Genomic DNA, 21047 nt, shown 5'->3' on the forward strand with positions numbered 1-21047 from the left:
CCGCGGTGGGCGACGGGCTCGGCGGACCGGGGCGACGGCTCAGCCGACCGAGGAGTACGCCACGACCCCGCGCAGCAGCCCGTCGACCGCGCGGCGGGCACTGCGCGCCACCGTGCCCTCGGGGGCCGCCGCGGCGATCTGGCCGAGCACATCGATCAGTTGCTTGGTCCAGCGCACGAAGTCACCGGCGGGCATGTCGATTTCGCGCAGCACCTCGTCGAGCCCGTGGCCGGAGGCCCAGCGGTAGGCGGCCCAGGCGAAGCCCAGGTCCGGCTCGCGCTGGCCGACCCCCTCCGCCTGGTTGATCTTGTGGTGCTCCTCCAGGGCGTCCAGCCGCCCCCATATGCGCACCATCTCGCCGAGCGCGTCCTTGGCGCGGCCCGTGGGCAGCTTGGGCGGCAGCGCGTCGTCGGCCGTCCGCGCCTCGTAGACGAGCGCGGAGGCGCAGGCCGCGAGCTCGGCGGGGGGCAGCCCCTCCCAGACGCCCTCGCGCAGGCACTCGCTGGCCAGCAGGTCCAGCTCGCCGTAGAGCCGCGCCAGCCGTCTGCCCTCGTCCGTGACCTCGTCACCGCGCAGATAGCCGAGCTCGCTCAGCAGCGAGCAGATCCGGTCGAAGGTGCGGGCGATGGTGTTCGTACGGCCCTCGATGCGCCGCTCCAGCTGCCGGGTGTCGCGCAGCAGCCGGTGGTAGCGCTCGCCCCAGCGGGCGTGGTCCTCGCGGTCGCTGCAGCCGTGGCAGGGGTGGGCGCGGATGGCCGCGCGCAGCCGGCTGATCTCGGTGTCGTCGGCGGCGGGCGAGCGCTCCTTGCGGTGGCGCCGCATATCGTGGTGGCCGGCCTTGGTGCGCAGCGCGGACGCCAGATCGCGGCGCGACTGGGGGCTGCGCGGATTGAACGACTTGGGGATCCGCATCCGGTCCAGCGGCTCGACCGGCACCGGGAAGTCGATCGACGCGAGCCGCTTGACCTGCCGCTCGGCGGTGAGCACCAGGGGCCGCGGCCCGTCGTGGTACTCCATGCCGCGGTGGCCGCCCACCCGCCCGGCGGGCAGCCCGGGGTCCAGCACCAGGGCGAGCCCGGCGAACTTGCCGGTGGGCACGTGGATGACATCGCCGGGGCGGAGCTTCTCCAGGGCGACCGCGGCGGCCGCGCGCCGCTGGGCCGCGCCCTGCCGGGCCAGCTCGGTCTCACGGTCCTTCAGCTCGCGGCGGAGCCGCGCGTACTCGTCGAAGTCGCCGAGGTGGCAGGTCATGGAGGCGCGGTAGCCCTCCAGCCCCTCCTCGTTGCGCTGCACCTGGCGGGAGATCCCGACGACCGCCTTGTCGGCCTGGAACTGCGCGAAGGAGGTCTCCAGCAGCTCGCGCGAGCGGTGCCGCCCGAACTGGGAGACCAGGTTGACCGCCATGTTGTACGACGGCTTGAAGGAGGAGCGCAGCGGATACGTGCGGGTGCCGGCCAGCCCGGCGAGCGCCGCGGGGTCCATGGTGCGCTGCCACAGCACCACCGCATGGCCCTCGATGTCGATACCGCGCCGCCCGGCGCGGCCGGTCAACTGGGTGTACTCACCGGGGGTGATGTCGACGTGCTGCTCGCCGTTCCACTTGACGAGCTTCTCCAACACCACCGAGCGGGCGGGCATGTTGATGCCGAGGGCGAGGGTCTCGGTGGCGAAGACCGCCTTGACCAGGCCGCGGACGAAGAGCTCCTCGACAACTTCCTTGAAGGTGGGGAGCATTCCGGCGTGGTGGGCCGCGATGCCCCGCTCCAGGCCCTCCAGCCATTCGAAGTACCCCAGCACATGGAGGTCTTCGTCGGGGATCCCGGCGGTGCGCTCCTCGACGATGGCCCGCACCTGGGAGCGCGCCGACTCGTCGTTGAGCCGCAGCCCCGCGTGGAGGCACTGCTGGACGGAGGCCTCACAGCCGGCCCGGCTGAAGATGAAGGTGATGGCCGGAAGCAGCCCCTCGGCATCGAGCCGGTCGATCACCTCGGGGCGGCCCGGGGTCCAGATCCGGCTGCGCTGACGGCGCTCGCGCTCCCGGTCGGCCTCGCGCATATTGCGGCCGCGGCGCTTGTCGCGGCCGAAGGAGGGGCGGCTGTTCTCCATCCGGGCCAGCCGGACCAGATCGGGGTTGACCTCGCGGCGTCCGCCCTGGTCGCCGTCCTGGCCGTGCTTCTCCTCGAACAGGTCGTACATCCGGCGCCCGGCCAGCACGTGCTGCCACAGCGGCACCGGACGGTGCTCGGAGACGATGACCTCGGTGTCGCCGCGGACGGTGTCCAGCCAGTCGCCGAACTCTTCGGCGTTGGAGACGGTCGCGGAGAGTGACACCAGGGTCACCGACTCGGGGAGGTGGATGATGACCTCCTCCCAGACGGCGCCGCGGAACCGGTCGGAGAGGTAGTGGACCTCGTCCATCACCACATAGCCGAGGCCGAGCAGCGACTGGGAGCCGGCATAGAGCATGTTCCGCAGCACCTCGGTGGTCATGACGACCACCGGGGCCCCGGAATTGACGCTGTTGTCCCCGGTGAGCAGGCCGACCTGGTCGGCGCCGTAGCGCTTCACCAGATCGGTGTACTTCTGGTTCGACAGCGCCTTGATGGGCGTGGTGTAGAAGCACTTGCGGCCCTGGGTCAGCGCCAGGTGGACGGCGAACTCGCCCACGATGGTCTTGCCCGAGCCGGTGGGAGCGGCAACCAGCACACCCTTGCCGCTCTCCAGGGCCTTGCACGCCTCGATCTGGAACGGGTCCAGCTCGAAGTCGTACATCTCACGGAAGGGGGCCAGCGCGGTGGCCTGCTCGGCGGCCCGGACGCGGGACGCCGCATAGCGCTCGGCGGGAGATAGCTCGTCGGTCATCGTATCTACGAGCCTACCGGCCACCTCCGACAGCGCACGCGATCTTTATCGGGGCTTTGTTCGGGCCGCCGGACCGGGCCGAACGCCGAGCCGCCCGCCGGGCCGCCCGATGGGCGGCCACAGGCGGGCGGGTATGACCGGGTACGGCCGGATACGGCGGCCTACGACCGGGTACGGCTATGTGACGTCGTCGTAGCCGTTGCGCCGAGTGGGGCCGGAGTCGTCCCCGTCGGTGAGCTCCGGCCTGGCGCTGGGCGCGGCCACGGCCTCGGGGGTCAGATCCAGCTGGGACGCCTCGTCGTCGCTCAGGCCGAAGTCCGGGTCGGCTTCCCGGCGGCGCGCCTTGCGCCGGTCGTTGAGCAGGGCGACGCCGACGGCGCCGAAGTAGAGCACGGTGACCGGCCCGGCCAGGGCGAACATGCCGATCGGGTCGGTGCTGGGGGTGGCGATGGCACCGAAGACCGTGATGCCCATGATCATGGCGCGCCACCAGCCGAGCATCCGGCGCCCGCTGAGGATGCCGGTGAAGTTCAGCAGGATCAGCAGCAGCGGAAGCTCGAAGGCGAGCCCGAAGACGACGACCATCCGGGCCAGCAGATCGAGGAAGTCGTCCAGCGGGAGGAGGTTGTTGGCCCCCTCCGGGGTGAAGCCGATGAGGACCTTGGCGCTGGTCGGGAGGATCTTGTACGCGAAGAAGGCGCCGCCGACGAAGAGCGGTACGCCGAGCCCCACGAAGAACAGGCCGTACTTCTTCTCGTTGCGGTGCAGCCCAGGTGCGAGGAAGGCCCACAACTGGTAGAGCCAGACCGGGGTGGCCACCACCAGACCGGTCGTGAAGGAGACCTTCAGCATGATCGTGAACGGCGACAGCAGACCGTTCACGGTGAAGTAGGCGCAGTCGTGGCCTTTGCTCCCCTTACCCGACAGGTCGGAGAGCGACGCCCCGCCACAGCCGACCGAGTCCAGCACCGGCTGCATCAGGAACTTGGCGATGTCCATGTAGAAGAACATCGCGACGATCGTGACCACGCAGATCGCCAGGACCGATTTGAGCAACCGGTTGCGCAGCTCACGCAGGTGCTCGGACAGGGGCATCCGCCCCTCGGGGTCCTTCTCCTTTTTGCGGGCAGACTTGAGCAACCCACGTCCTCATCTCGTGCGTCCGGCGGCGGCCCTTCGTGCCGCCTTCAAGTGGCCCTGGGTCAGCGCTTGGTGCTGTCGCTCGGCTCCGACACCGGGCGCGAGCTGGTCACGTCTCCGGGCGCGGCCTGGATGGTGCGGTGAGTGGCATCGTCCTTACCGGGCTGGGGCGGATCGGCCGGCGCGTTCTGCTGCTGGCCCTCCGACTTCATCGCCTTCGCCTCGCTCTTGAGGATCCGGGCCGACTTGCCCAGCGAGCGGGCCATGTCCGGAAGCTTCTTGGCACCGAACAGCAGCACGACGACGACAAGAATGAGGATGATTTCGGGAGCGCCGAGCCTTCCGAACATAAGCGTCTACCTTCTCACCGAGGCGGCTGGGGGTGGGGCTGCCCGACCAGTCGGACATGTGTCCGGCAGCCGTGCTGTCAGCGATCGTAGCGCGCGGGGGTAAACCGGAAGCAATCCCCGTGCGGACTCCGGGTTGCGGCCCTCCGCCTCGTTTCCAGGGCCACGAAATGTCAGCGTACCCCGCTTGGCTGTGGGGCAGCAGAGTGCCCATCAGCGGCGACCCCCACCGCGGACGCAGAGCGTCGGTCACTGCCGACGCAGAGCGTCGACGGTTGACCCCAGCGGAACCGAGGCCCGCTCCAGGTCCTCCGCGGCCCGGGTGATCCGCTCCGAGCTGTCCGACACCTGCCTGGCCAGCCTGCGGACCTCCGCGTAGACCCGCGCCGAGAGGACGGCGAGCACGGCGATTCCGCAGAAGGCGAGGGCGAGGGCGAGCATCGGCCAGAGCATGCGGCAGAGCCTAGACGGTGGAGTGCAGCCGCAGTGTACGCACCCCACCGCCGGTGAGCAGCTCCACGATCCGCTCCCCCGCCGGTTTGCGCACCGCGGTTCCACAGTCGGGGCAGGTGAAGGAGTAGAAGGTGGTGCGGTGGCTGGCCCCGATGGCCAGCCGCAGGGCGCCCGCGGCCAGCTCGAACCGGCCGCGGCACTGCGGACAGGCTGCCTTGAAGATCACCGACGTGGCACTCCCCCGTGCGGTCACTGTGTGCGTCCCTTCACTCACCGTACGCCGCGAGCGCCTGCCGCGCCGCGTCCCGAGCACTGTCCGCCAGCTCCTGCGGCGCGACGATCCTGCCGTCCCGGCCCAGCCGCAGCGCCAGCCGGCGCAGCGAGCCGGGGTCGGGCGCGCGGAGCGTGATCCGGAGGCCGCCGTCGGGCAGCTCGTCCGCGCTGTCGTGCGGGTAGTACTCGGCGACCCAGCGCCCGCCGGGGCCGACCTCGACGACCACCTCGGGGTCCTCGGCGCCGGTCTGCACCAGCGCGGAGGACAGCTCCGACAGATCGCGCAGCTCGATCGGCGGCGGATCGGAGGCGTCGTCCAGCAGCTTGATCTCGACGACCCGGTCCAGCCGGAAGGTACGCCGCGCCTCGGAGAGGCGGCACCACGCCTCCATGTAGGTGCGGCCGACGGCGAAGAGCCGGATCGGGTCGACCTCGCGCTCGGTGATCTCGTCACGCGCGGGTGAGTAGTAGCGCAGCCACAGCCTGCGGCGTTCGGAGATGGCGCGGTCGACGTCGGCGAAGACCCCGCCCTCCGACTCGAAGATCACCGAGAGCCGGGAGCTGGCGCCCGCCGCCTCGCCCGCCGCGGCCTCCAGCTTGGCGGTGGCCCGCAGCAGCGCGTCCCGGTCGCCCTCGCGCAGCCCGGAGAGGGTGGCGACGGCGCGGGCGGCGACCAGCAGCGCGGTGGCCTCGTCGGCGGCCAGCCGGAGCGGCTCGGCCACGTCATCGGGGTTGTGCCACCAGATCCGCTCGCCGTCGGTGTCGATGTCCATCAGATCGCCGCCGCGGAAGCTGGTGCCGCACAGCGGCAGCACATCCAGGTCGGCGATCAGCTCGTCCTCGCTGATGCCGAAGGCACGGGCGACGTCGGCGACGCGGGCGCCGGGGCGCTCGCGCAGATACGTCACCAGGGAGAGCATCCGCCGGGTCTGGTCAATGGCGTTTCCGGCCATGATGAAGTAGATCCGTCCCCTCAGCCCTTGGCGACCGCGCGCAGCCGGTCCACGACATCCGCCCGCAGTTCCTCGGGCGCCAGTACGACCACATCCGGGCCGAACTCCACGAGCCAGGCGTCCAGGCCGTGCCCGTAGGGAATCTCCAGCTCGTCCCAGCCGTCGCCGTCCGCCCGGGTGGACAGCGCCTTCGCCCGCAGCGGGTACCCGTGGCCGGAGCGCAGCCGGATCCGGGCGGTGCCGTTGGCGGTCTCGCCCGCCCAGCTCTCCACGGTCTCCCGGACGGTGACGTGGTCGGGCACCTCGGCGGTGAACGCGCCGGACCGCAGCCGGACCCGGCCGGTGATCCGGGAGAGCCGGAAGACCCGCTCGGCGGTGCGCTCGCGGTCCCATCCGGCGAGATACCAGTGGCCGCGCCAGCACTCCAGGGTCCAGGGCTCGACCTGCCGCTGCTCGGGGCGCGCGGCGTTCGCCTTGCGGTAGTCGAAGACGACGGGGCGGCGGTCGCGGCAGGCGAGCATCAGCGGCTCGAAGGCGCTCTCATGGACCGGGATGCGCGGCTCCAGCGCGCTGTGTCCGGGCGTGTCGTACGGGTCCTCGGCGACCGGCATCCCGGCGGCGCGCAGCTTCTGCAGGGCGCCGCTGGCGGCGCCGGCGAGCCGGGCCTGCTGCCAGACCTTGGCGGCGAGGCCGAGGGCGGCGGCCTCCTCGGCGTCGAGGGTGATCGGCGGGAGGCGGTTGCTGTCCCGGCGGGCGAGATAGCCGACCTCGCCGTCGACGCCCTCCACCGTCTCGATGATCAGACCGAGTTCACGCAGATCGTCCTTGTCGCGTTCGAACATACGGTTGAACGCTTCATCGTTGGCCGTGTCGGTCTGGAGGTACGCCTCTATGGAGCCCCGCAACTCCCGTTTGGTCAGCGGACGCCGCGTTCCCAGCAGGCACAGGGCCAGGTTCATCAACCGCTCGGCCTTGGCAATCGCCATCGACGCCCTTTCTTCGTGACCTTACGCACGTGACCGTACCGCTACCGGGACGCGCGGCAAAAGCCGAGGGCCCCTGCTCACCGGCAGGAGCCCTCGGCGCGACGGACGGCCGTGTCAGACGGAGACCAGGTCGCAGACGAAGATCAGCGTCTCGCCCGGCTTGATCCGGCCGCCACCGGCGCCCCGGTCGCCGTAGCCGAGGTGCGGCGGGACGATGAGCTGACGGCGGCCGCCGACCTTCATCCCCTGCAGGCCCTGGTCCCAGCCGGAGATGACCTGGCCCACACCGAGCTGGATCCGCAGCGGGGTGCCGCGGTTGTAGCTCGCGTCGAACTCCTCACCCGTGCTGAAGGAGACGCCCACATAGTGCACGGCGACGTTGTCACCGGCCTTGGCCGCGGGCCCGTCGCCCTCCCAGATGTCCTTGATCTCCAGCTCGGCCGGCGGCTCGCCGCCCGGGAAGTCGACCTCGGGCTTCTCGATGCTCACGAAATTGCTCCTTGTGACGTGGTGGGCAACCCGCACAGGCTACAGAACCGCCAGGATGTCCACGGAGAACACCAGCGTGGAGTTGGCCGGGATGCCCTTCTGGGCCGCCTTGCCGTAGCCCAGGTCCGGGGGCACGACGATCAGCACCCGGCTGCCCACCTTCTTCCCGGTCAGCCCCTGCGACCAGCCCTTGACGACCTGCTGGAGCGAGAACTGGGCGAGCTCGCCGCGCTTGTACGTGGAGTCGAACTCCTTGCCGCCGTCCCACAGCACGCCCTTGTACTGGACGAGCAGCGCGTCGGTCTTCTTGACCTCCTTGCCGTCACCCTCGATGACGTACTCGGAGACCAGCTTCTTCGGCGCGGACTTCTTGGGGATGGTGATGCTGGGCGCCTTGCCGTCGGTGTTGGTGGACACCTTGGGCAGGTCGACGTTGGTCTGGTCCACCTTGCTGCCCTTGGCCGAGCTCTTGGCGTTGTAGGCGCCGACGAGGTCGATGACGAAGACCAGCGTGTCGGTGCCCTTGATCCCGGCCTGCGGCTGGCCCTGCTTGCCGTAGGCGTACGCGGGCGGCACGGCCAGCTCCAGCCGGCTGCCGAGGTTCCGGCCCAGCAGTCCCTGGTCCCAGCCCGGGAGGACCTGGCCCTTGCCGATCGGGAAGGCGGCGGTCTTCTTCTTGTCGAAGGTGTTGTCGATGACCTTCCCGGTGTCCCAGATCTGCGCCAGGTAGTTGATCTGGAGCCAGTCGCCCTTGACCGTCTTCTTGCCGTCGCCCTGGCTGATCGTCTTGACCGCGAGATCCTGCGAGGGCTTGCCCGTGCCCTTGGCGACCTTCGGTTTCTCCCCGAACTTCTTACCCGCGGTAATGGCCGGCACCGGGCCGGAGACGATCTTGCCGCTGGGGGCCGGTGAGGGACTCTGGTTCGTCGGCTCCTGGGACGGCTTGGTCTTCTCGGACCCTGACTTATCGTCACCGCAGCCCGCGAGTGTCAGCAGGCCCGCGGGCACGGCAAGGAGTACGGAGCGTCGACGCACGGAGTCCTCGTTAGGTAGATCTTTCGATGGCCAGTGCGCGCCACTCTACGACGTGACTCGGGCCCCGTCCGGAGAACGCACGGGGCCCGAGGGGAAGGTAAGCCGTACGCCGGTCACATACCGGCGATCAGCTTCTCCACCCGGTCGTCGACCGAGCGGAACGGGTCCTTGCACAGCACGGTGCGCTGCGCCTGGTCATTGAGCTTCAGATGCACCCAGTCGACGGTGAAGTCGCGGCGCTGCTCCTGGGCCCGGCGGATGAAGTCGCCGCGCAGCCGGGCACGGGTGGTCTGCGGCGGCACCGACTTGCCCTCGAAGATCTTCAAGTCGTTGCAGACCCGGGCCGCCTGGCCGCGCTTCTCCAGCAGGTAGTAGAGCCCGCGGCGGCGGTGGATGTCGTGGTAGGCGAGGTCTATCTGGGCGATGCGGGGATGCGACATGGTGATGTTGTTCTTCGCCCGGTACCGCTCGATGAGCTGGTACTTCATCACCCAGTCGATTTCGGTGCCGATCCGGTCGAGCTCCTCGGTGCGGATCGCGTCGAGGGTGCGGCCCCACAGCTCGAGGACGCGCTCGACCATGCCGGTGCGGATGCCCCGGCGCTCGCAGAAGTCGACGGCCTTCTCGTAGTACTCCTGCTGCACCTCCAGGGCGGACGCCTCGCGCCCGCTGGCGAGCCGCACCTTGCGCTGCCCGGTGATGTCGTGGCTGACCTCGCGGATCGCCCGGATGGGGTTCTCCAGGGTCAGGTCGCGCATCACCGTGCCCGCCTCGATCATGCGGAGCACCAGGTCGGTGGCGCCGACCTTGAGCAGCATGGTGGTCTCGGACATGTTGGAGTCGCCCACGATGACATGCAGCCGGCGGTAGCGCTCGGCGTCGGCGTGGGGTTCGTCGCGGGTGTTGATGATCGGCCGGGAGCGGGTCGTGGCGGAGCTGACGCCCTCCCAGATGTGCTCGGCGCGCTGGCTGACGCAGTAGACCGCGCCGCGGGGGGTCTGGAGGACCTTGCCCGCGCCGCACAGGAGCTGTCGCGTCACCAGGAACGGGATGAGAATGTCGGCGAGCCGGGAGAACTCCCCGTGCCGTGCCACCAGATAGTTCTCGTGGCAGCCGTAGGAGTTGCCCGCGGAGTCGGTGTTGTTCTTGAAGAGATAGACGTCGCCCGCGATTCCCTCCTCGTGCAGGCGGCGCTCCGCGTCCACGAGCAGACCTTCGAGAATGCGCTCGCCCGCTTTGTCGTGGGTGACCAGCTCGGTCACGTTGTCACACTCGGGTGTCGCGTATTCCGGGTGCGAGCCCACGTCGAGATAGAGGCGGGCGCCGTTGCGCAGGAAGACATTGCTGCTGCGGCCCCAGGAGACGACACGGCGGAAGAGGTACCGCGCCACTTCGTCAGGAGACAACCGGCGCTGTCCCCTGAATGTGCACGTGACGCCGTACTCGTTCTCCAGCCCGAAAATGCGGCGGTCCATGCCTGAACATTACGCCTGATGGCGTGCTCTGAAACCGGGTTCGGCGGCATGGTTGCGATCATTTTCCGCACGAGGTTCATCCGGTGTTCGGTACGTGGTCGGCTGGACGACGGGCCGCGGCCCGTCCAGGAGGAACCGCTGGGCCGCCAGCAGGACCGCCAGCGCGGCCGCGCCACCGGCCGCGGGCACCGCGAATCCGGGGGCCACGCCGCCGAACTGGACGGCGGGCCCGGCCACGGCGGTGCCGACCGCGTTGCCCACCACGAAGGTGGTCACCAGCCAGGAGAACGCCTCGGTGACCGTGCCGGACGGCGCGTGGCGGTCCACGACGACGAAGGCGCAGGCCAGCGCCGGAGCGAGGAACACGCCCGCCACCCCGGCGAGGACGGTCATCGTGACGACGCCCGGCACCAGCATCAGCGGCAGATAGCCCACCGCCAGGGCGGCCACGAGCAGCCGCAGCCGCCGTTCGGGCGCGCCGGGCCAGGCGCGGCCGCCGTAGACGATGCCGCCGGCCAGCGCGCCCACGCCGAGGGCGGAGAGCAGTGCGCTGGAGACCACGCCGCCGCCGTGCTCGTCGGCGTACGCCACGGCGGCCACCGCGATGGCGCCGAGGGCGAGCCCGATGAAGAAGAACGAGCCGAGCAGCACCAGCAGCCCGGGCGAGCGCAGCGCGCCCAGCCAGTGGGCCTCGCGCGGCGCGGAGCGCCACTGCCGCGAGGGCCGCGAGACCACGACGGAGAGCGCGCCCGCGACCCCGATGGCGTTGATGACCAGCAGCGCGGCCGCCTCGGACCACACGGCCACGGACAGCGTGACCAGCAGCGGGCCGACCGCGAACATCACCTCCTGGGCCACGGCGTCCAGCGCGTACGCCGCGTGCACCTGGTCCTCGCGCCGCAGCACCGTGGGCCACAGCGCCCGCAGCCCGCCCTCCAGCGGCGGGGTGAACAGCCCGGCGATCAGCATCGCCACGTACGCCACGGGCAGCGGCTCGATTCCGACGACGGCGAACAGGACCATCCCGAGCGCGGAGGCCACGGCGGCGGGGAGCATCACCCGGGGCTGGCCGAGGCGGTCCACGGCCCGGCCCAGCAGCGGCTGGCCCACCGCGTTGGCCGCGCCGTAGACGGCCGAGAGCCCACCGGCGAGGGCGTAGCTGCCGCCCTCGGCGCGGGCGAAGAGCAGCACGGCGAGGGCGGCGGTGGCGTTCGGAAGCCGCCCCAGCAGCGTGCCGGTGAGCAGCCGTGCCGCGTGCGGGGTGCGCAGCAGTTCCCCGTAGCCAGCCGCCATTGCCTGCCCCTTCCTGCGGATACCGGTGGGTTCCGCCGGGTTGTCGCGAGCGTCTCGCGGGTCATGGATGACGTTGTACGTATAACGTCCAGCGTCATACGTACCATGGCCGCCACCGCGGGTCCACTCGCGGGCCGGAATGAGCAGCCTGCGGCCAGCCGTACGGCGACCGAGGGGAGCGGAGGCGATGGTGACGAGCGCGGACCGCGCCCACGCGGCGGACGGAGCCGCCGGGAAAGGTTCCCGGGGAACCGGCCGGACGGGTGAGTCCGCGCGGCGCGGCGGGACGGTCGACGGCGGGACGACCGCGAGTGGCGAGGCCACGGCGCGCGGCGGGACGGCTCCCGGTGGCGGGTCGCCCACGAGTGGCGAGGCCGCGACGCACGGCGGCGGATCGGCTCCAGGCGACGGGACGACCGCCAATGGCGAGGCCACGACACGCGGCGGCGGGACGCCTCCAGGCGACGGGACGACCGCCAGTGACGAGGCCCCGGCGCACGGTAGGAGGACGGCTCCGGGGGGCGGCCGGGCGGCCGCGAGTGGCGAGGCGGCTCCGGGCGGTGCGGCGTCGGTAGGCGGCGGGGCGGCTGCGGGGCGGCCGGCGGCGGGGCGGGCGACGAGCCGGGATGTGGCACGCGCGGCGGGCGTGTCCCAGGCGACCGTGTCCCTGGTGCTCGGCGAGAAGTGGCCCGGACGGGTCTCCGAGCGCACCGTGGAGGCCGTGCGCGCCGCCGCGCGGGATCTGGGCTACCGTCCCAACCTCGCGGCCCGCAATCTCCGCCTCGGCCGCACCAGGACCGTGCTGCTGGTGGTGCCCGCCCTCACGACCGAGTTCTTCGCCCGTGTCTACACCGGCGCCGAGCGGGTCGCCGCCGACCACGGCTTCGGTGTGGTGCTCTATCCGTCCCCCGAGGGCGTGGGCCCGGCCCGGGACCCGTTCGACTCGGCGCGTGCCTCGCTGGACGGGGTGATCGCCTCCTCCATGGCGGCCGACGCGCTGGTCGTGGTGCGCGGCGGCGGACTGCCGCTGGTGATGCTCGACAGCGACCCGGACGACGCGGCCGCGGCGGCCACGGTCAACCTGGACATCGCGGACGGGGCGCGGCAGGTGGCCGAACATCTGCTGGGGCTCGGGCACCGCCGGGTGGCCCATCTCGCGGCGGCGGTGGACTCCTGGACCTTCCGGGTCCGGGCCCGGGCCCTGGCGGAGGCGGTGGGCGGGGTCCCGGGCACCGCGCTGAGCGCGGAACCGGCGGGGCTGAGCGTCGAGGAGGGCCGCCGGGCCGCCGAGCGCGTCCTGGCCCGCCCAGGACCCCGGCCGACCGCGCTCGTCTGCGACGACGACATCCTGGCCGCGGGCGCCTGCAAGGCGGCCCGGCGGCTGGGGCTGCGGATCCCGGACGACATCTCGGTGACGGGCTTCGACGATCTGGCCCTGGCCACGGCGGTGGAACCGGAGCTCACCACGGTCCGGCTCTCGGCCGAGGCGGTGGGCGCGGCCGGTATGCGGGCCCTGATCACGCTCCTGGACGGCGAGACACCCCGGGACACCGTGCTCCCCGTCGATCTGCTCCCCCGGGGCTCCACGGCCCCTCCCCCACGGTCCTGACCCGGGTCCGGGCCCCATGACGCCACCGCCGCCCCGGTGGACCCGGGGCGGCGGTGGCGGTGAGACGAATCGGCGGCGGGCGGGTCAGTCCTCGGACTCCGAGGAGGACTCCTCCGGGGACTCGGCCGACGCCTCCGCGTCGGCCCCGCCCTCTCCGGGCTCCAGGAGCCGGGAGAGCTGGCCGCCCAGGACGCGCTTGAACTTGCGCTTCTGGGGGCGGGTGCGGTCCAGGACCGCGACCTCGAGCTGCTCGGCGGTGAGGCTGCGCTCCCCGCCGTTGTTGTCACGGGAGAGCGAGTCGACGGCCAGCTTGAGGGCCTCGGCCAGGGTCATGCCGTCCCGGTGGCGCTGGTCGAGATAGCTGCTGATCTGGTCGGCGTTGCCACCGACGGCGACCGAGCCGTGCTCGTCCACGATGGAACCGTCGTGCGGAAGCCGGTAGATCTGGTCGTCCTCGGGGCCCTCCCCGACCTCGGCGACGATCAGCTCGACCTCGTACGGCTTCTCGGCGGCGCTGGAGAAGATCGTGCCCAGGGTCTGGGCGTAGACATTCGCCAGCCCGCGGGCCGTGACGTCCTCGCGGTCATAGGTATAGCCGCGCAGATCGGCGTAACGGACACCGCCGATGCGCAGATTCTCGAATTCGTTGTACTTACCGACCGCCGCGAAGGCGATCCGGTCATAGATCTCGCTGACCTTGTGCAGCGCGCGGGACGGGTTCTCCGCAACGAAGACGATGCCGTCGGCGTACTGCAGCACGACCACGCTGCGGCCGCGCGCGATGCCCTTACGGGCGTATTCCGCGCGGTCGGCCATGGCCTGTTGAGGAGAAACATAGAACGGCGTCGTCACCGGCTGTCCGTCCCTTCTGTCATTGGCGAATGCATTCCGGTTGGACCGTCCTGATCAGAGCAGGGCGGCGCGGGGGCCGTCCGGCTCTTCGAGGCGCCGCTCATGGATGGCGTGGGCGAGTTCGGACACCTCGTCCTCGCTGAACCTCTTGAATCCGTCCTCGGTGAGGGAGGTGATGATCGGATAAATGCGGCGGGCGAGATCCGGCCCACCAGTGGCCGAATCGTCGTCGGCTGCGTCATAGAGCGCCTGGAGCACGGCCATGGCGGCCTGCTCCTCGGTCGAATCCTCGCGGTAGAGCTTCTTGAGCGCGCCCCGGGCGAACATCGAGCCCGAGCCCGTGGCGGCGAAGCCGCGCTCCTCCGAACGCCCGCCGGTCACGTCGTAGGAGAAGATACGGCCCTTCCCCCGGTCGACGTCCCACCCCGCGAAGAGCGGGACCACGGCAAGACCCTGCATCGCCATGCCGAGGTTGCCGCGGATCATGGTCGACAGCCGGTTCGCCTTGCCCTCGAGCGAGAGCACGGTGCCCTCGACCTTCTCGAAGTGCTCCAGCTCCAGCTGGAAGAGCTTGACCATCTCCACCGCGATACCGGCGGTCCCCGCGATCCCGACCGCCGAGAACTCATCGGCGGGGAAGACCTTCTCGATGTCACGCTGCGCGATGACATTGCCCATGGTGGCGCGGCGGTCACCGGCGAGCACCACACCGCCGGCGAAGGTCACCGCCACGATGGTGGTGCCGTGGGGGGCCTCGATGGCGCCCTGCACCGGGGGCAGCGGACGGTTCCCCGGAAGCAGCTCGGGCGAGTGCTCGCCCAGGAAGTCCATGAACGACGAGGAGCCGGGCGTCAGGAAGGCAGCCGGCAGACGCCCTGTGCTACGAGTGTTGGCTTCCACACGTTTCCTTCCACCAGATCTTGAAATGATGCACGGACCATACCCCTGGCCATGGAAGTCATCCGTCCTGCGTCCCATTCGCCGGGACGCAGGACGGAGGAAGACGCGCCTTACTGCCCGCCCTTCTGAACGAAGGACCTCACGAAATCCTCGGCGTTCTCCTCGAGTACGTCGTCGATCTCGTCCAGCACGGAGTCGACGTCGTCCGAGAGCTTCTCCTGCCGCTCCTTGAGGTCGTCCGCGGCCTGTGCGTCCTGCGTCTGCTCCTCGACCTCTTCGGTCGAGCGCGACGCCTTCTGCTGACCGCCGCCGGTGTCCTTGGTCGCCATTTCCCTCACCCCGCTCGGTTCGCCCGCTGATTCGATCGGTCTCAAGATCAGACCCTACAAGCAGGGTCCGACATCGGCCTCCCACTCGCTACAACGCACGGAGGCCACCTCGATGATTCCCGGCCCAAGGGCATTTCAGCCTCCGGACAGCACCCGGACCAGGTCCTCGGCCGTGCGGCAGCGGTCCAGCAACTCCTTGACGTGGTTGCGGGTGCCGCGCAGCGGCTCCAGGGTGGGAACCCGTTGCAGGGAGTCACGGCCCGGGAGGTCGAAGATCACCGAGTCCCAGGAGGCCGCGGCCACGTCGTCCGCGTACTGCTCCAGGCAGCGGCCGCGGAAGTAGGCGCGGGTGTCCTCCGGGGGCTTGTTCTGGGCGCGTGCGATGTCCTGGTCGTCCAGCAGCCGCTTCATCTTGCCGCGGGCCACCAGCCGGTTGTACAGACCCTTGTCCGGGCGTACGTCGGCGTACTGGAGGTCCACCAGGTGGAGCCGGGCCGCGTCCCACTCCAGGGCGTCGCGGCGGCGGTAGCCCTCGAGCAGCTCCCGCTTGGCGATCCAGTCCAGCTCGCCGGACAGGCTCATGGGATCGCGCTCCAGCCGGTTCAGCACGTCCTCCCAGCGGGCCAGGACGTCCCGGGTCTGCTCGTCGGCGTCCGCGCCGTAGCGGTCCTCGACGTATTTGCGGGCCAGCTCGAAGTACTCCATCTGGAGCTGCACCGCGGTAAGCGTACGGCCGCTGCGCAGCGTGACGAGACGGCGCAGCGTCGGGTCGTGCGAGACCTGGTGCAGGGTGCGCACCGGCTGGTCCACCGCGAGGTCCACGGCGATAAAGCCGTCCTCGATCATCGACAGCACCAGGGCGGTGGTGCCCAGCTTGAGGTACGTCGACAGCTCGGAGAGGTTGGCATCGCCGATGATCACGTGCAGCCGGCGGTACTTCTCGGCGTCGGCGTGCGGCTCGTCGCGGGTGTTGATGATCGGGCGCTTGAGCGTGGTCTCCAGGCCGACCTCGACCTCGAAGTAGTCCGCCCGCTGGCTGATCTGGAAGCCGTGCTCATGGCCGTCCTGGCCGACGCCGACGCGGCCCGCGCCCGTGACGACCTGGCGGGAGACGAAGAAGGGCGTCAGGTGGCGCACGATGTCCGAGAAGGCGGTCTCCCGCTTCATCAGGTAGTTCTCATGCGTGCCGTAGGAGGCGCCCTTGTTGTCGGTGTTGTTCTTGTAGAGGTGGATGGGCTGGCCGCCGGGCAGCTCGGCGGCGCGCAGCGCGGCCTCGGCCATGATGCGCTCACCCGCCTTGTCCCAGAGCACCGCGTCCCGGGGGTTGGTGACCTCGGGGGCGGAGTACTCGGGGTGGGCGTGGTCCACATAGAGCCGGGCGCCATTGGTGAGGATCACATTGGCCAGGCCGATGTCCTCGTCCGTGAGCTGGCTGGCGTCGGCGGACTCGCGTGCGAGGTCGAATCCGCGGGCGTCCCGCAGCGGGTTCTCCTCCTCGAAGTCCCAGCGGGCGCGGCGCGCCCGGTGCATCGCCGCCGCGTAGGCGTTGACGACCTGGGATGAGGTGAGCATGGCATTGGCGTTCGGGTGCCCCGGGACGGAGATCCCGTACTCCGTCTCGATTCCCATCACGCGCCGTACGGTCATGCGGCCCTCCTTGCCCGGCGCCGCCCCCGGCTGGGATCGGCGCTCAAGTACCGCTGCGCTCCCGGTCCATCTGCGGCCCCCGATCCCCCGTGCCGCGATACTGCGGTACCGAAGAGCCTAGAACGGCCAAGCGGTGCTGCGGAGATCATTACAGTCATTGCTCCGGTCGGGCTCGTAGGACTCATACGAAGAATGCGGTCCGAAAAGCGCATCCGGCTGCGGATGCCCCGTCCAGGACATCCGCAGCCGGACCGCGGCGTTACAGGTACTGACCGGTGTTCGCCACCGTGTCGATGGAGCGTCCGGTGTCCGCGCCCTGCTTTCCGGTGACCAGGGTGCGGATGTAGACGATCCGCTCACCCTTCTTACCGGAGATCCGGGCCCAGTCGTCCGGGTTCGTGGTGTTGGGCAGGTCCTCGTTCTCCTTGAACTCGTCCACGCAGGCGGCGAGCAGATGAGAGACGCGAAGGCCCTTCTGGTTGTGGTCCAGGAAGTCCTTGATGGCCATCTTCTTGGCGCGGTCCACAATGTTCTGGATCATGGCGCCGGAGTTGAAGTCCTTGAAGTAGAGGACTTCCTTGTCGCCATTGGCGTAGGTGACCTCCAGGAAGCGGTTCTCCTCGGACTCGGTGTACATCTGCTCGACCACCGACTGGATCATCCCGCCGATGGCGGCCTTGGGCGACCCGCCGTGCTCGGAGAGGTCGTCGCCGTGGATCGGCAGGGACTCCGTGAGGTACTTCGAGAAGATGTCCTTGGCGGCCTCGGCGTCCGGACGCTCGATCTTGATCTTCACATCGAGGCGGCCGGGGCGCAGGATCGCGGGGTCGATCATGTCCTCGCGGTTGGAGGCACCGATCACGATCACGTTCTCCAGGCCCTCCACACCGTCGATCTCGGAGAGCAGCTGGGGGACGATGGTGTTCTCCACGTCCGAGCTGACCCCGGAGCCACGGGTGCGGAAGAGGGAGTCCATCTCGTCGAAGAAGACGATGACGGGCGTGCCCTCGCTGGCCTTCTCCCGAGCCCGCTGGAAGACCAGCCGGATGTGCCGCTCCGTCTCACCGACGTACTTGTTGAGCAGCTCGGGGCCCTTGATGTTGAGGAAGAAGCTCTTCCCCGCGGGCTTGCCGGTCACCTCGGCGACCTTCTTGGCAAGGGAGTTGGCCACGGCCTTGGCGATCAGCGTCTTACCGCAGCCGGGCGGGCCGTACAGCAGCACACCCTTGGGCGGCCGCAGTTCGTGCTCCTTGAAGAGGTCGGGGTAGAGATACGGGAGCTCGACCGCGTCGCGGATCAGCTCGATCTGGTTTCCCAGACCGCCGATCTTGTTGTAGTCGATGTCCGGCACCTCTTCGAGGACGAGCTCCTCGACCTCGCTCTTCGGTACCACCTCGTAGACATAGCCGGACCGGGACTCGAGCAGCAGGGCGTCACCGGGCCGGATGGTGGTGCTCAGCAGCGGCTCCGCCAGCCGCACCACCCGCTCCTCGTCGGTGTGCCCGATCACCAGGGCGCGCTCGCCGTCCTCAAGGACCTCCTTGAGGGTGACGATGTCCCCGGCGCGCTCGAACTCCATGGCCTCGACCACATTGAGCGCCTCGTTGAGCATGACCTCCTGGCCGCGCTTGAGGTCGTCGAGCTCGACGCTTGGGCTGACATTCACCCGGAGTTTACGACCCCCGGTAAAGATGTCTGCCGTACCGTCCTCGTTCGCCTGCAGAAAGGCTCCGAAACCGGCCGGCGGCTGCGCGAGCCGGTCGACCTCCTCCTTGAGGGCCACGATCTGGTCGCGGGCCTCACGGAGTGTGTTCGCGAGCCGCTCGTTCTGTGCGGAGACTCCCGCCAGATTGGTCTGCAGCTCGACGATCCGCTCTTCGAGAATCCTCGTATGACGCGGAGAGTCGGCGAGCTTGCGGCGCAGGACGGCGATTTCCTGCTCGAGATAGGCAACCTGGCCGGCAGGGTCATCAGACCCCCGCCCCGGCCGGATGCCGCGGTTGATGTCGTCGTCGTGGGCTGCCACGGTCCTCACCTCCTCCAAGGGGAGCTGGACGCTTCCTGACCCTACCTGGGCCGGTGCGGGTTGAAACCCCTAGATCACAAACCCGGTCGGCGTGTGTCCGATCTTCACCCTTGCGCACTCCCTCACGCCAGGTGAATACCCACCCAACAACATCGGAAAGCGAGCGGTTGTATCGTCGACACGGTCAACACCCGTCAGGGTTGGCGATATTTAGACAATGTTGAATCGCGTATCGAAGGAACAGGAGGCGGCACACCGTGCGGAACGAGGAGCTCGGCGGTCTTGAGGTCTGGATCGACCAGGATCTGTGCACCGGGGACGGTATCTGCGCCCAGTACGCTCCCGAGGTCTTCGAACTCGACATCGACGGTCTAGCCTACGTCAAGAGCGCCGACGATGAGCTGCTACAGGAGAAGGGCGCGACCACCCCGGTCCCCCTGGCCCTGCTGACCGAGGTCAGGGACTCCGCCAAGGAGTGCCCCGGCGACTGCATCCATGTACGCCGCGTCACGGACCGGGTCGAGGTCTACGGGCCCGACGCGGAGTGACCCACCGCGAGTAGCCGCATACCGCGAGTAGCCGACTCACACGCTTCCCGGGACCGGCAGCGCCTTCAGTACGAACTTTCCGTCCCGCCACTGCCAGTTGACCTTGCGCTGCAGATCCGGACAGCACCGCGGGACCTTCGCCGACGAGTATCCCAGCAACGTGGCCGAAACCCTCTTTCCGCGCACCGCGAAATCGGTGATGCTCATCCCTTCCTTCGGATCCACGAAGGTGGCCACCACGCGGGGCGCGGTGCCCGCGTGGCCGACCGGCTGGGAGAGCGCGTAGACGCCGCTGGGCGGGGTGCCGAAGGCGGTCGGGCAGCGCACCACGGCGACGGTCTCCGGCCGCCCGTCCCCGTCCAGGTCCGCCGAGCCCCGGTCGACGACGTCGGGCCGGGCCCGTCCGCAGTCCATCGGATAGTCCGCGGCGCGGGGGTCGGGGGCCTTGGCAGCCGGGAGCCCCCCGGTGCCCGGCGCGGACGCGGTGGTGGACGTGGTGGCCTTGGCGTCGGAGGGCTGGAAGAACGACCCTCCGGCGATGACGGCGGCCACGGCGGCCGCGGTCGCGACCCAGTGCACCGGACGGGGATGGGTGTGCGCGAGATCCGTGCCCAGAGGCTGCACGCGGGATGACTCCATGTGAGGGGCTGAGGCGGGAGATGACCCGCATCGTGCCACATCTCACAGGGGCGCGGCCACCGCCCCCACACGGGGAATTCGGTGGCCGCGCCGAGCCGTTGTGGCGCCGGTTTCCGCCGGGCGGGCCCCAGATGGCCGCCGGACGGACCCCGGACGGCCGTCAGGCGTCGCCGGAGGGGCGCCCGTCGCCTCCTGATGCGTCCGTGACACCGGTGTCCTTGGCCCGGCCGGTGTCCTTGGCGGAGCCGGTGTCCTTGGCCGGGCCGGTGTCCCCGGCGGCGCCGGTGTCCTTGGCGGTGCCCCAGCCCACGTAGTCCTCGCCGTAGGCGCCCTTGGCGGGCCTGCGGCGGCGCATCGGGGGCTCCACGCCGTCCGCGAGCCGGCGGGCGGTGAGCAGGAAGCCGGTGTGGCCGATCATGCGGTGGTCGGGCCGTACCGCCAGGCCCTCCACGTGCCAGGTGCGCACCATGGTCTCCCAGGCCGACGGCTCGTTGAAGGTGCCGTGCTCGCGGATGGCCTCAACGGTGCGGGCGAGCTGGGTGGTGGTGGCGACGTACGCGCACAGGATGCCGCCGGGGACGAGCGCCTTGGACACCGGCTCCAGGCACTCCCAGGGGGCGAGCATGTCCAGGATCACGCGGTCCACGTCGGTGTCGCTGAGGTTGTCCTGGAGGTCGCCGACGGTGAGCCGCCAGGCGGGGTGCGGGGCGCCGAAGTAGCGCTCGACGTTCTGGGCGGCGATCTCGGCGAAGTCGGCCCGGCGCTCGTAGGAGTGCAGCATGCCCTGGTCGCCGATGGCCCGCAGCAGGAACGTGGAGAGCGAGCCGGAGCCGACGCCCGCCTCGACGACGCGTGCGCCGGGGAAGATGTCGGCCATCGCCAGGATCTGCCCCGCGTCCTTGGGGTAGACCACGGCGGCACCGCGTGGCATGGACAGGACATAGTCGGGGAGCAGGGGGCGCAGCGCGAGATACGCGACGTTTCCCGTGGTGCGCACGACGGTTCCCTCGGGGGCGCCGATCAGCTCGTCATGGGGGAAGGATCCCTTGTGGGTGTGGAAATTCTTCCCGGACTCGAGCGTGAAGGTGTAGTGGCGTCCCTTGGGGTCGGTGAGCTGGACCTGGTCCCCGACCTGGAAGGGCCCGCGACGGCGGGCGGCACCGGTCGGTTCGGACATGTGAACAGCCTACC

20 protein-coding genes are annotated in these 21047 nt (G+C 70.2%); 2 read left to right on the plus strand and 18 right to left on the minus strand.

Annotated features, from left to right (window positions below; genetic code table 11):
- Window positions 1-39 precede the first annotated feature (39 nt).
- From NP777_RS18350 to NP777_RS18400, 11 genes are all read right to left on the minus strand, one after another.
- Window positions 40-2862, minus strand: coding sequence for a DEAD/DEAH box helicase (locus NP777_RS18350; protein ID WP_256651227.1), 2823 nt, complete (start codon window positions 2860-2862; stop codon window positions 40-42).
- 177 nt (window positions 2863-3039) lie between these two features.
- Window positions 3040-4002, minus strand: coding sequence for a twin-arginine translocase subunit TatC (gene tatC, locus NP777_RS18355; RefSeq protein WP_256651228.1), 963 nt, complete (start codon window positions 4000-4002; stop codon window positions 3040-3042).
- Window positions 4003-4064: 62 nt separating this feature from the next.
- Window positions 4065-4352 carry a Sec-independent protein translocase subunit TatA gene (gene tatA, locus NP777_RS18360; protein ID WP_256651229.1) on the minus strand — a complete coding sequence of 96 codons (288 nt, stop codon included), beginning with the start codon at window positions 4350-4352 and terminating at the stop codon, window positions 4065-4067.
- 246 nt (window positions 4353-4598) lie between these two features.
- Window positions 4599-4802: a hypothetical protein gene (locus tag NP777_RS18365; protein ID WP_256651230.1), complete on the minus strand. Its 204-nt coding sequence runs from the start codon at window positions 4800-4802 to the stop codon at window positions 4599-4601.
- A 10-nt stretch (window positions 4803-4812) separates the two neighbouring features.
- Window positions 4813-5076 carry a hypothetical protein gene (locus tag NP777_RS18370; protein WP_044577890.1) on the minus strand — a complete coding sequence of 88 codons (264 nt, stop codon included), beginning with the start codon at window positions 5074-5076 and terminating at the stop codon, window positions 4813-4815.
- Window positions 5069-6028 (minus strand): helix-turn-helix transcriptional regulator, encoded by a 960-nt coding sequence (locus NP777_RS18375; RefSeq protein ID WP_256651231.1) that lies wholly within the window; start codon window positions 6026-6028, stop codon window positions 5069-5071. Before NP777_RS18375 ends, NP777_RS18370 begins: the two co-directional genes overlap by 8 nt.
- 20 nt (window positions 6029-6048) lie before the next feature.
- Entirely contained in the window at window positions 6049-7014 is a 966-nt protein-coding gene (locus NP777_RS18380) for a helix-turn-helix transcriptional regulator (protein WP_256651232.1), read from the minus strand.
- Window positions 7015-7128: 114 nt separating this feature from the next.
- On the minus strand, window positions 7129-7503 hold the full coding sequence (locus tag NP777_RS18385) for an FKBP-type peptidyl-prolyl cis-trans isomerase (RefSeq protein ID WP_256651233.1): 375 nt from the start codon (window positions 7501-7503) through the stop codon (window positions 7129-7131).
- Between the two features lie 39 nt (window positions 7504-7542).
- Window positions 7543-8538 (minus strand): FKBP-type peptidyl-prolyl cis-trans isomerase, encoded by a 996-nt coding sequence (locus NP777_RS18390; protein WP_256651234.1) that lies wholly within the window; start codon window positions 8536-8538, stop codon window positions 7543-7545.
- 113 nt (window positions 8539-8651) lie between these two features.
- The gene (gene pafA / locus NP777_RS18395; RefSeq protein WP_121823997.1) at window positions 8652-10013 is read right to left on the minus strand and encodes a Pup--protein ligase; all 1362 of its coding nucleotides are present in this window, start codon (window positions 10011-10013) and stop codon (window positions 8652-8654) included.
- A gap of 9 nt (window positions 10014-10022) precedes the next feature.
- Complete coding sequence (locus NP777_RS18400) at window positions 10023-11306, minus strand: MFS transporter (protein WP_256651235.1); 1284 nt, start codon at window positions 11304-11306, stop codon at window positions 10023-10025.
- Between the two features lie 628 nt (window positions 11307-11934).
- Between NP777_RS18400 and NP777_RS18405 the strand changes: the two genes are divergently transcribed.
- Complete coding sequence (locus NP777_RS18405) at window positions 11935-12915, plus strand: LacI family DNA-binding transcriptional regulator (RefSeq protein ID WP_256651236.1); 981 nt, start codon at window positions 11935-11937, stop codon at window positions 12913-12915.
- An 84-nt stretch (window positions 12916-12999) separates the two neighbouring features.
- Here NP777_RS18405 and prcA read toward each other — a convergent pair whose 3' ends face one another.
- From prcA to arc, 5 genes are all read right to left on the minus strand, one after another.
- The gene (gene prcA, locus NP777_RS18410) at window positions 13000-13767 is read right to left on the minus strand and encodes a proteasome subunit alpha (RefSeq protein ID WP_086879700.1); all 768 of its coding nucleotides are present in this window, start codon (window positions 13765-13767) and stop codon (window positions 13000-13002) included.
- 54 nt (window positions 13768-13821) lie between these two features.
- Entirely contained in the window at window positions 13822-14667 is an 846-nt protein-coding gene (prcB, locus tag NP777_RS18415) for a proteasome subunit beta (protein WP_256651237.1), read from the minus strand.
- A 110-nt stretch (window positions 14668-14777) separates the two neighbouring features.
- Window positions 14778-14996, minus strand: a complete 219-nt coding sequence (locus NP777_RS18420; RefSeq protein WP_020872584.1) for a ubiquitin-like protein Pup — start codon at window positions 14994-14996, stop codon at window positions 14778-14780.
- Between the two features lie 135 nt (window positions 14997-15131).
- Window positions 15132-16643: a depupylase/deamidase Dop gene (gene dop, locus NP777_RS18425; RefSeq protein WP_078956995.1), complete on the minus strand. Its 1512-nt coding sequence runs from the start codon at window positions 16641-16643 to the stop codon at window positions 15132-15134.
- A 259-nt stretch (window positions 16644-16902) separates the two neighbouring features.
- Complete coding sequence (gene arc / locus NP777_RS18430; protein ID WP_256651238.1) at window positions 16903-18669, minus strand: proteasome ATPase; 1767 nt, start codon at window positions 18667-18669, stop codon at window positions 16903-16905.
- Window positions 18670-18926: 257 nt separating this feature from the next.
- Here arc and NP777_RS18435 point away from each other — a divergent pair, with 257 nt between their 5' ends.
- Window positions 18927-19217: a ferredoxin gene (locus NP777_RS18435; protein WP_256651239.1), complete on the plus strand. Its 291-nt coding sequence runs from the start codon at window positions 18927-18929 to the stop codon at window positions 19215-19217.
- A 36-nt stretch (window positions 19218-19253) separates the two neighbouring features.
- On the opposite strand, the gene NP777_RS18440 is transcribed toward NP777_RS18435, so the two are convergent.
- Together NP777_RS18440 and NP777_RS18445 are read right to left on the minus strand one after the other, a co-directional pair.
- Entirely contained in the window at window positions 19254-19841 is a 588-nt protein-coding gene (locus NP777_RS18440; protein WP_256651240.1) for a hypothetical protein, read from the minus strand.
- Window positions 19842-20016: 175 nt separating this feature from the next.
- Complete coding sequence (locus NP777_RS18445; RefSeq protein WP_256651241.1) at window positions 20017-21033, minus strand: tRNA (adenine-N1)-methyltransferase; 1017 nt, start codon at window positions 21031-21033, stop codon at window positions 20017-20019.
- Between the last annotated feature and the right edge of the window lie 14 nt (window positions 21034-21047).

It is taken from the genome of Streptomyces rugosispiralis, from assembly GCF_024505145.1.
Classification (GTDB): domain Bacteria; phylum Actinomycetota; class Actinomycetes; order Streptomycetales; family Streptomycetaceae; genus Streptomyces; species Streptomyces rugosispiralis.

Excerpts from the sequence above, each read along its gene's own strand:
- dop (WP_078956995.1), bottom strand. The coding sequence starts at position 16,643 with ATGACCGTACGGCGCGTGATGGGAATCGAGACGGAGTACGGGATCTCC.
- NP777_RS18350 (WP_256651227.1), bottom strand. The coding sequence starts at position 2,862 with ATGACCGACGAGCTATCTCCCGCCGAGCGCTATGCGGCGTCCCGCGTC.
- NP777_RS18375 (WP_256651231.1), bottom strand. The coding sequence starts at position 6,028 with ATGGCCGGAAACGCCATTGACCAGACCCGGCGGATGCTCTCCCTGGTG.
- tatA (WP_256651229.1), bottom strand. The coding sequence starts at position 4,352 with ATGTTCGGAAGGCTCGGCGCTCCCGAAATCATCCTCATTCTTGTCGTC.
- NP777_RS18420 (WP_020872584.1), bottom strand. The coding sequence starts at position 14,996 with ATGGCGACCAAGGACACCGGCGGCGGTCAGCAGAAGGCGTCGCGCTCG.
- pafA (WP_121823997.1), bottom strand. The coding sequence starts at position 10,013 with ATGGACCGCCGCATTTTCGGGCTGGAGAACGAGTACGGCGTCACGTGC.
- NP777_RS18400 (WP_256651235.1), bottom strand. The coding sequence starts at position 11,306 with ATGGCGGCTGGCTACGGGGAACTGCTGCGCACCCCGCACGCGGCACGG.
- NP777_RS18380 (WP_256651232.1), bottom strand. The coding sequence starts at position 7,014 with ATGGCGATTGCCAAGGCCGAGCGGTTGATGAACCTGGCCCTGTGCCTG.
- NP777_RS18445 (WP_256651241.1), bottom strand. The coding sequence starts at position 21,033 with ATGTCCGAACCGACCGGTGCCGCCCGCCGTCGCGGGCCCTTCCAGGTC.
- NP777_RS18365 (WP_256651230.1), bottom strand. The coding sequence starts at position 4,802 with ATGCTCTGGCCGATGCTCGCCCTCGCCCTCGCCTTCTGCGGAATCGCC.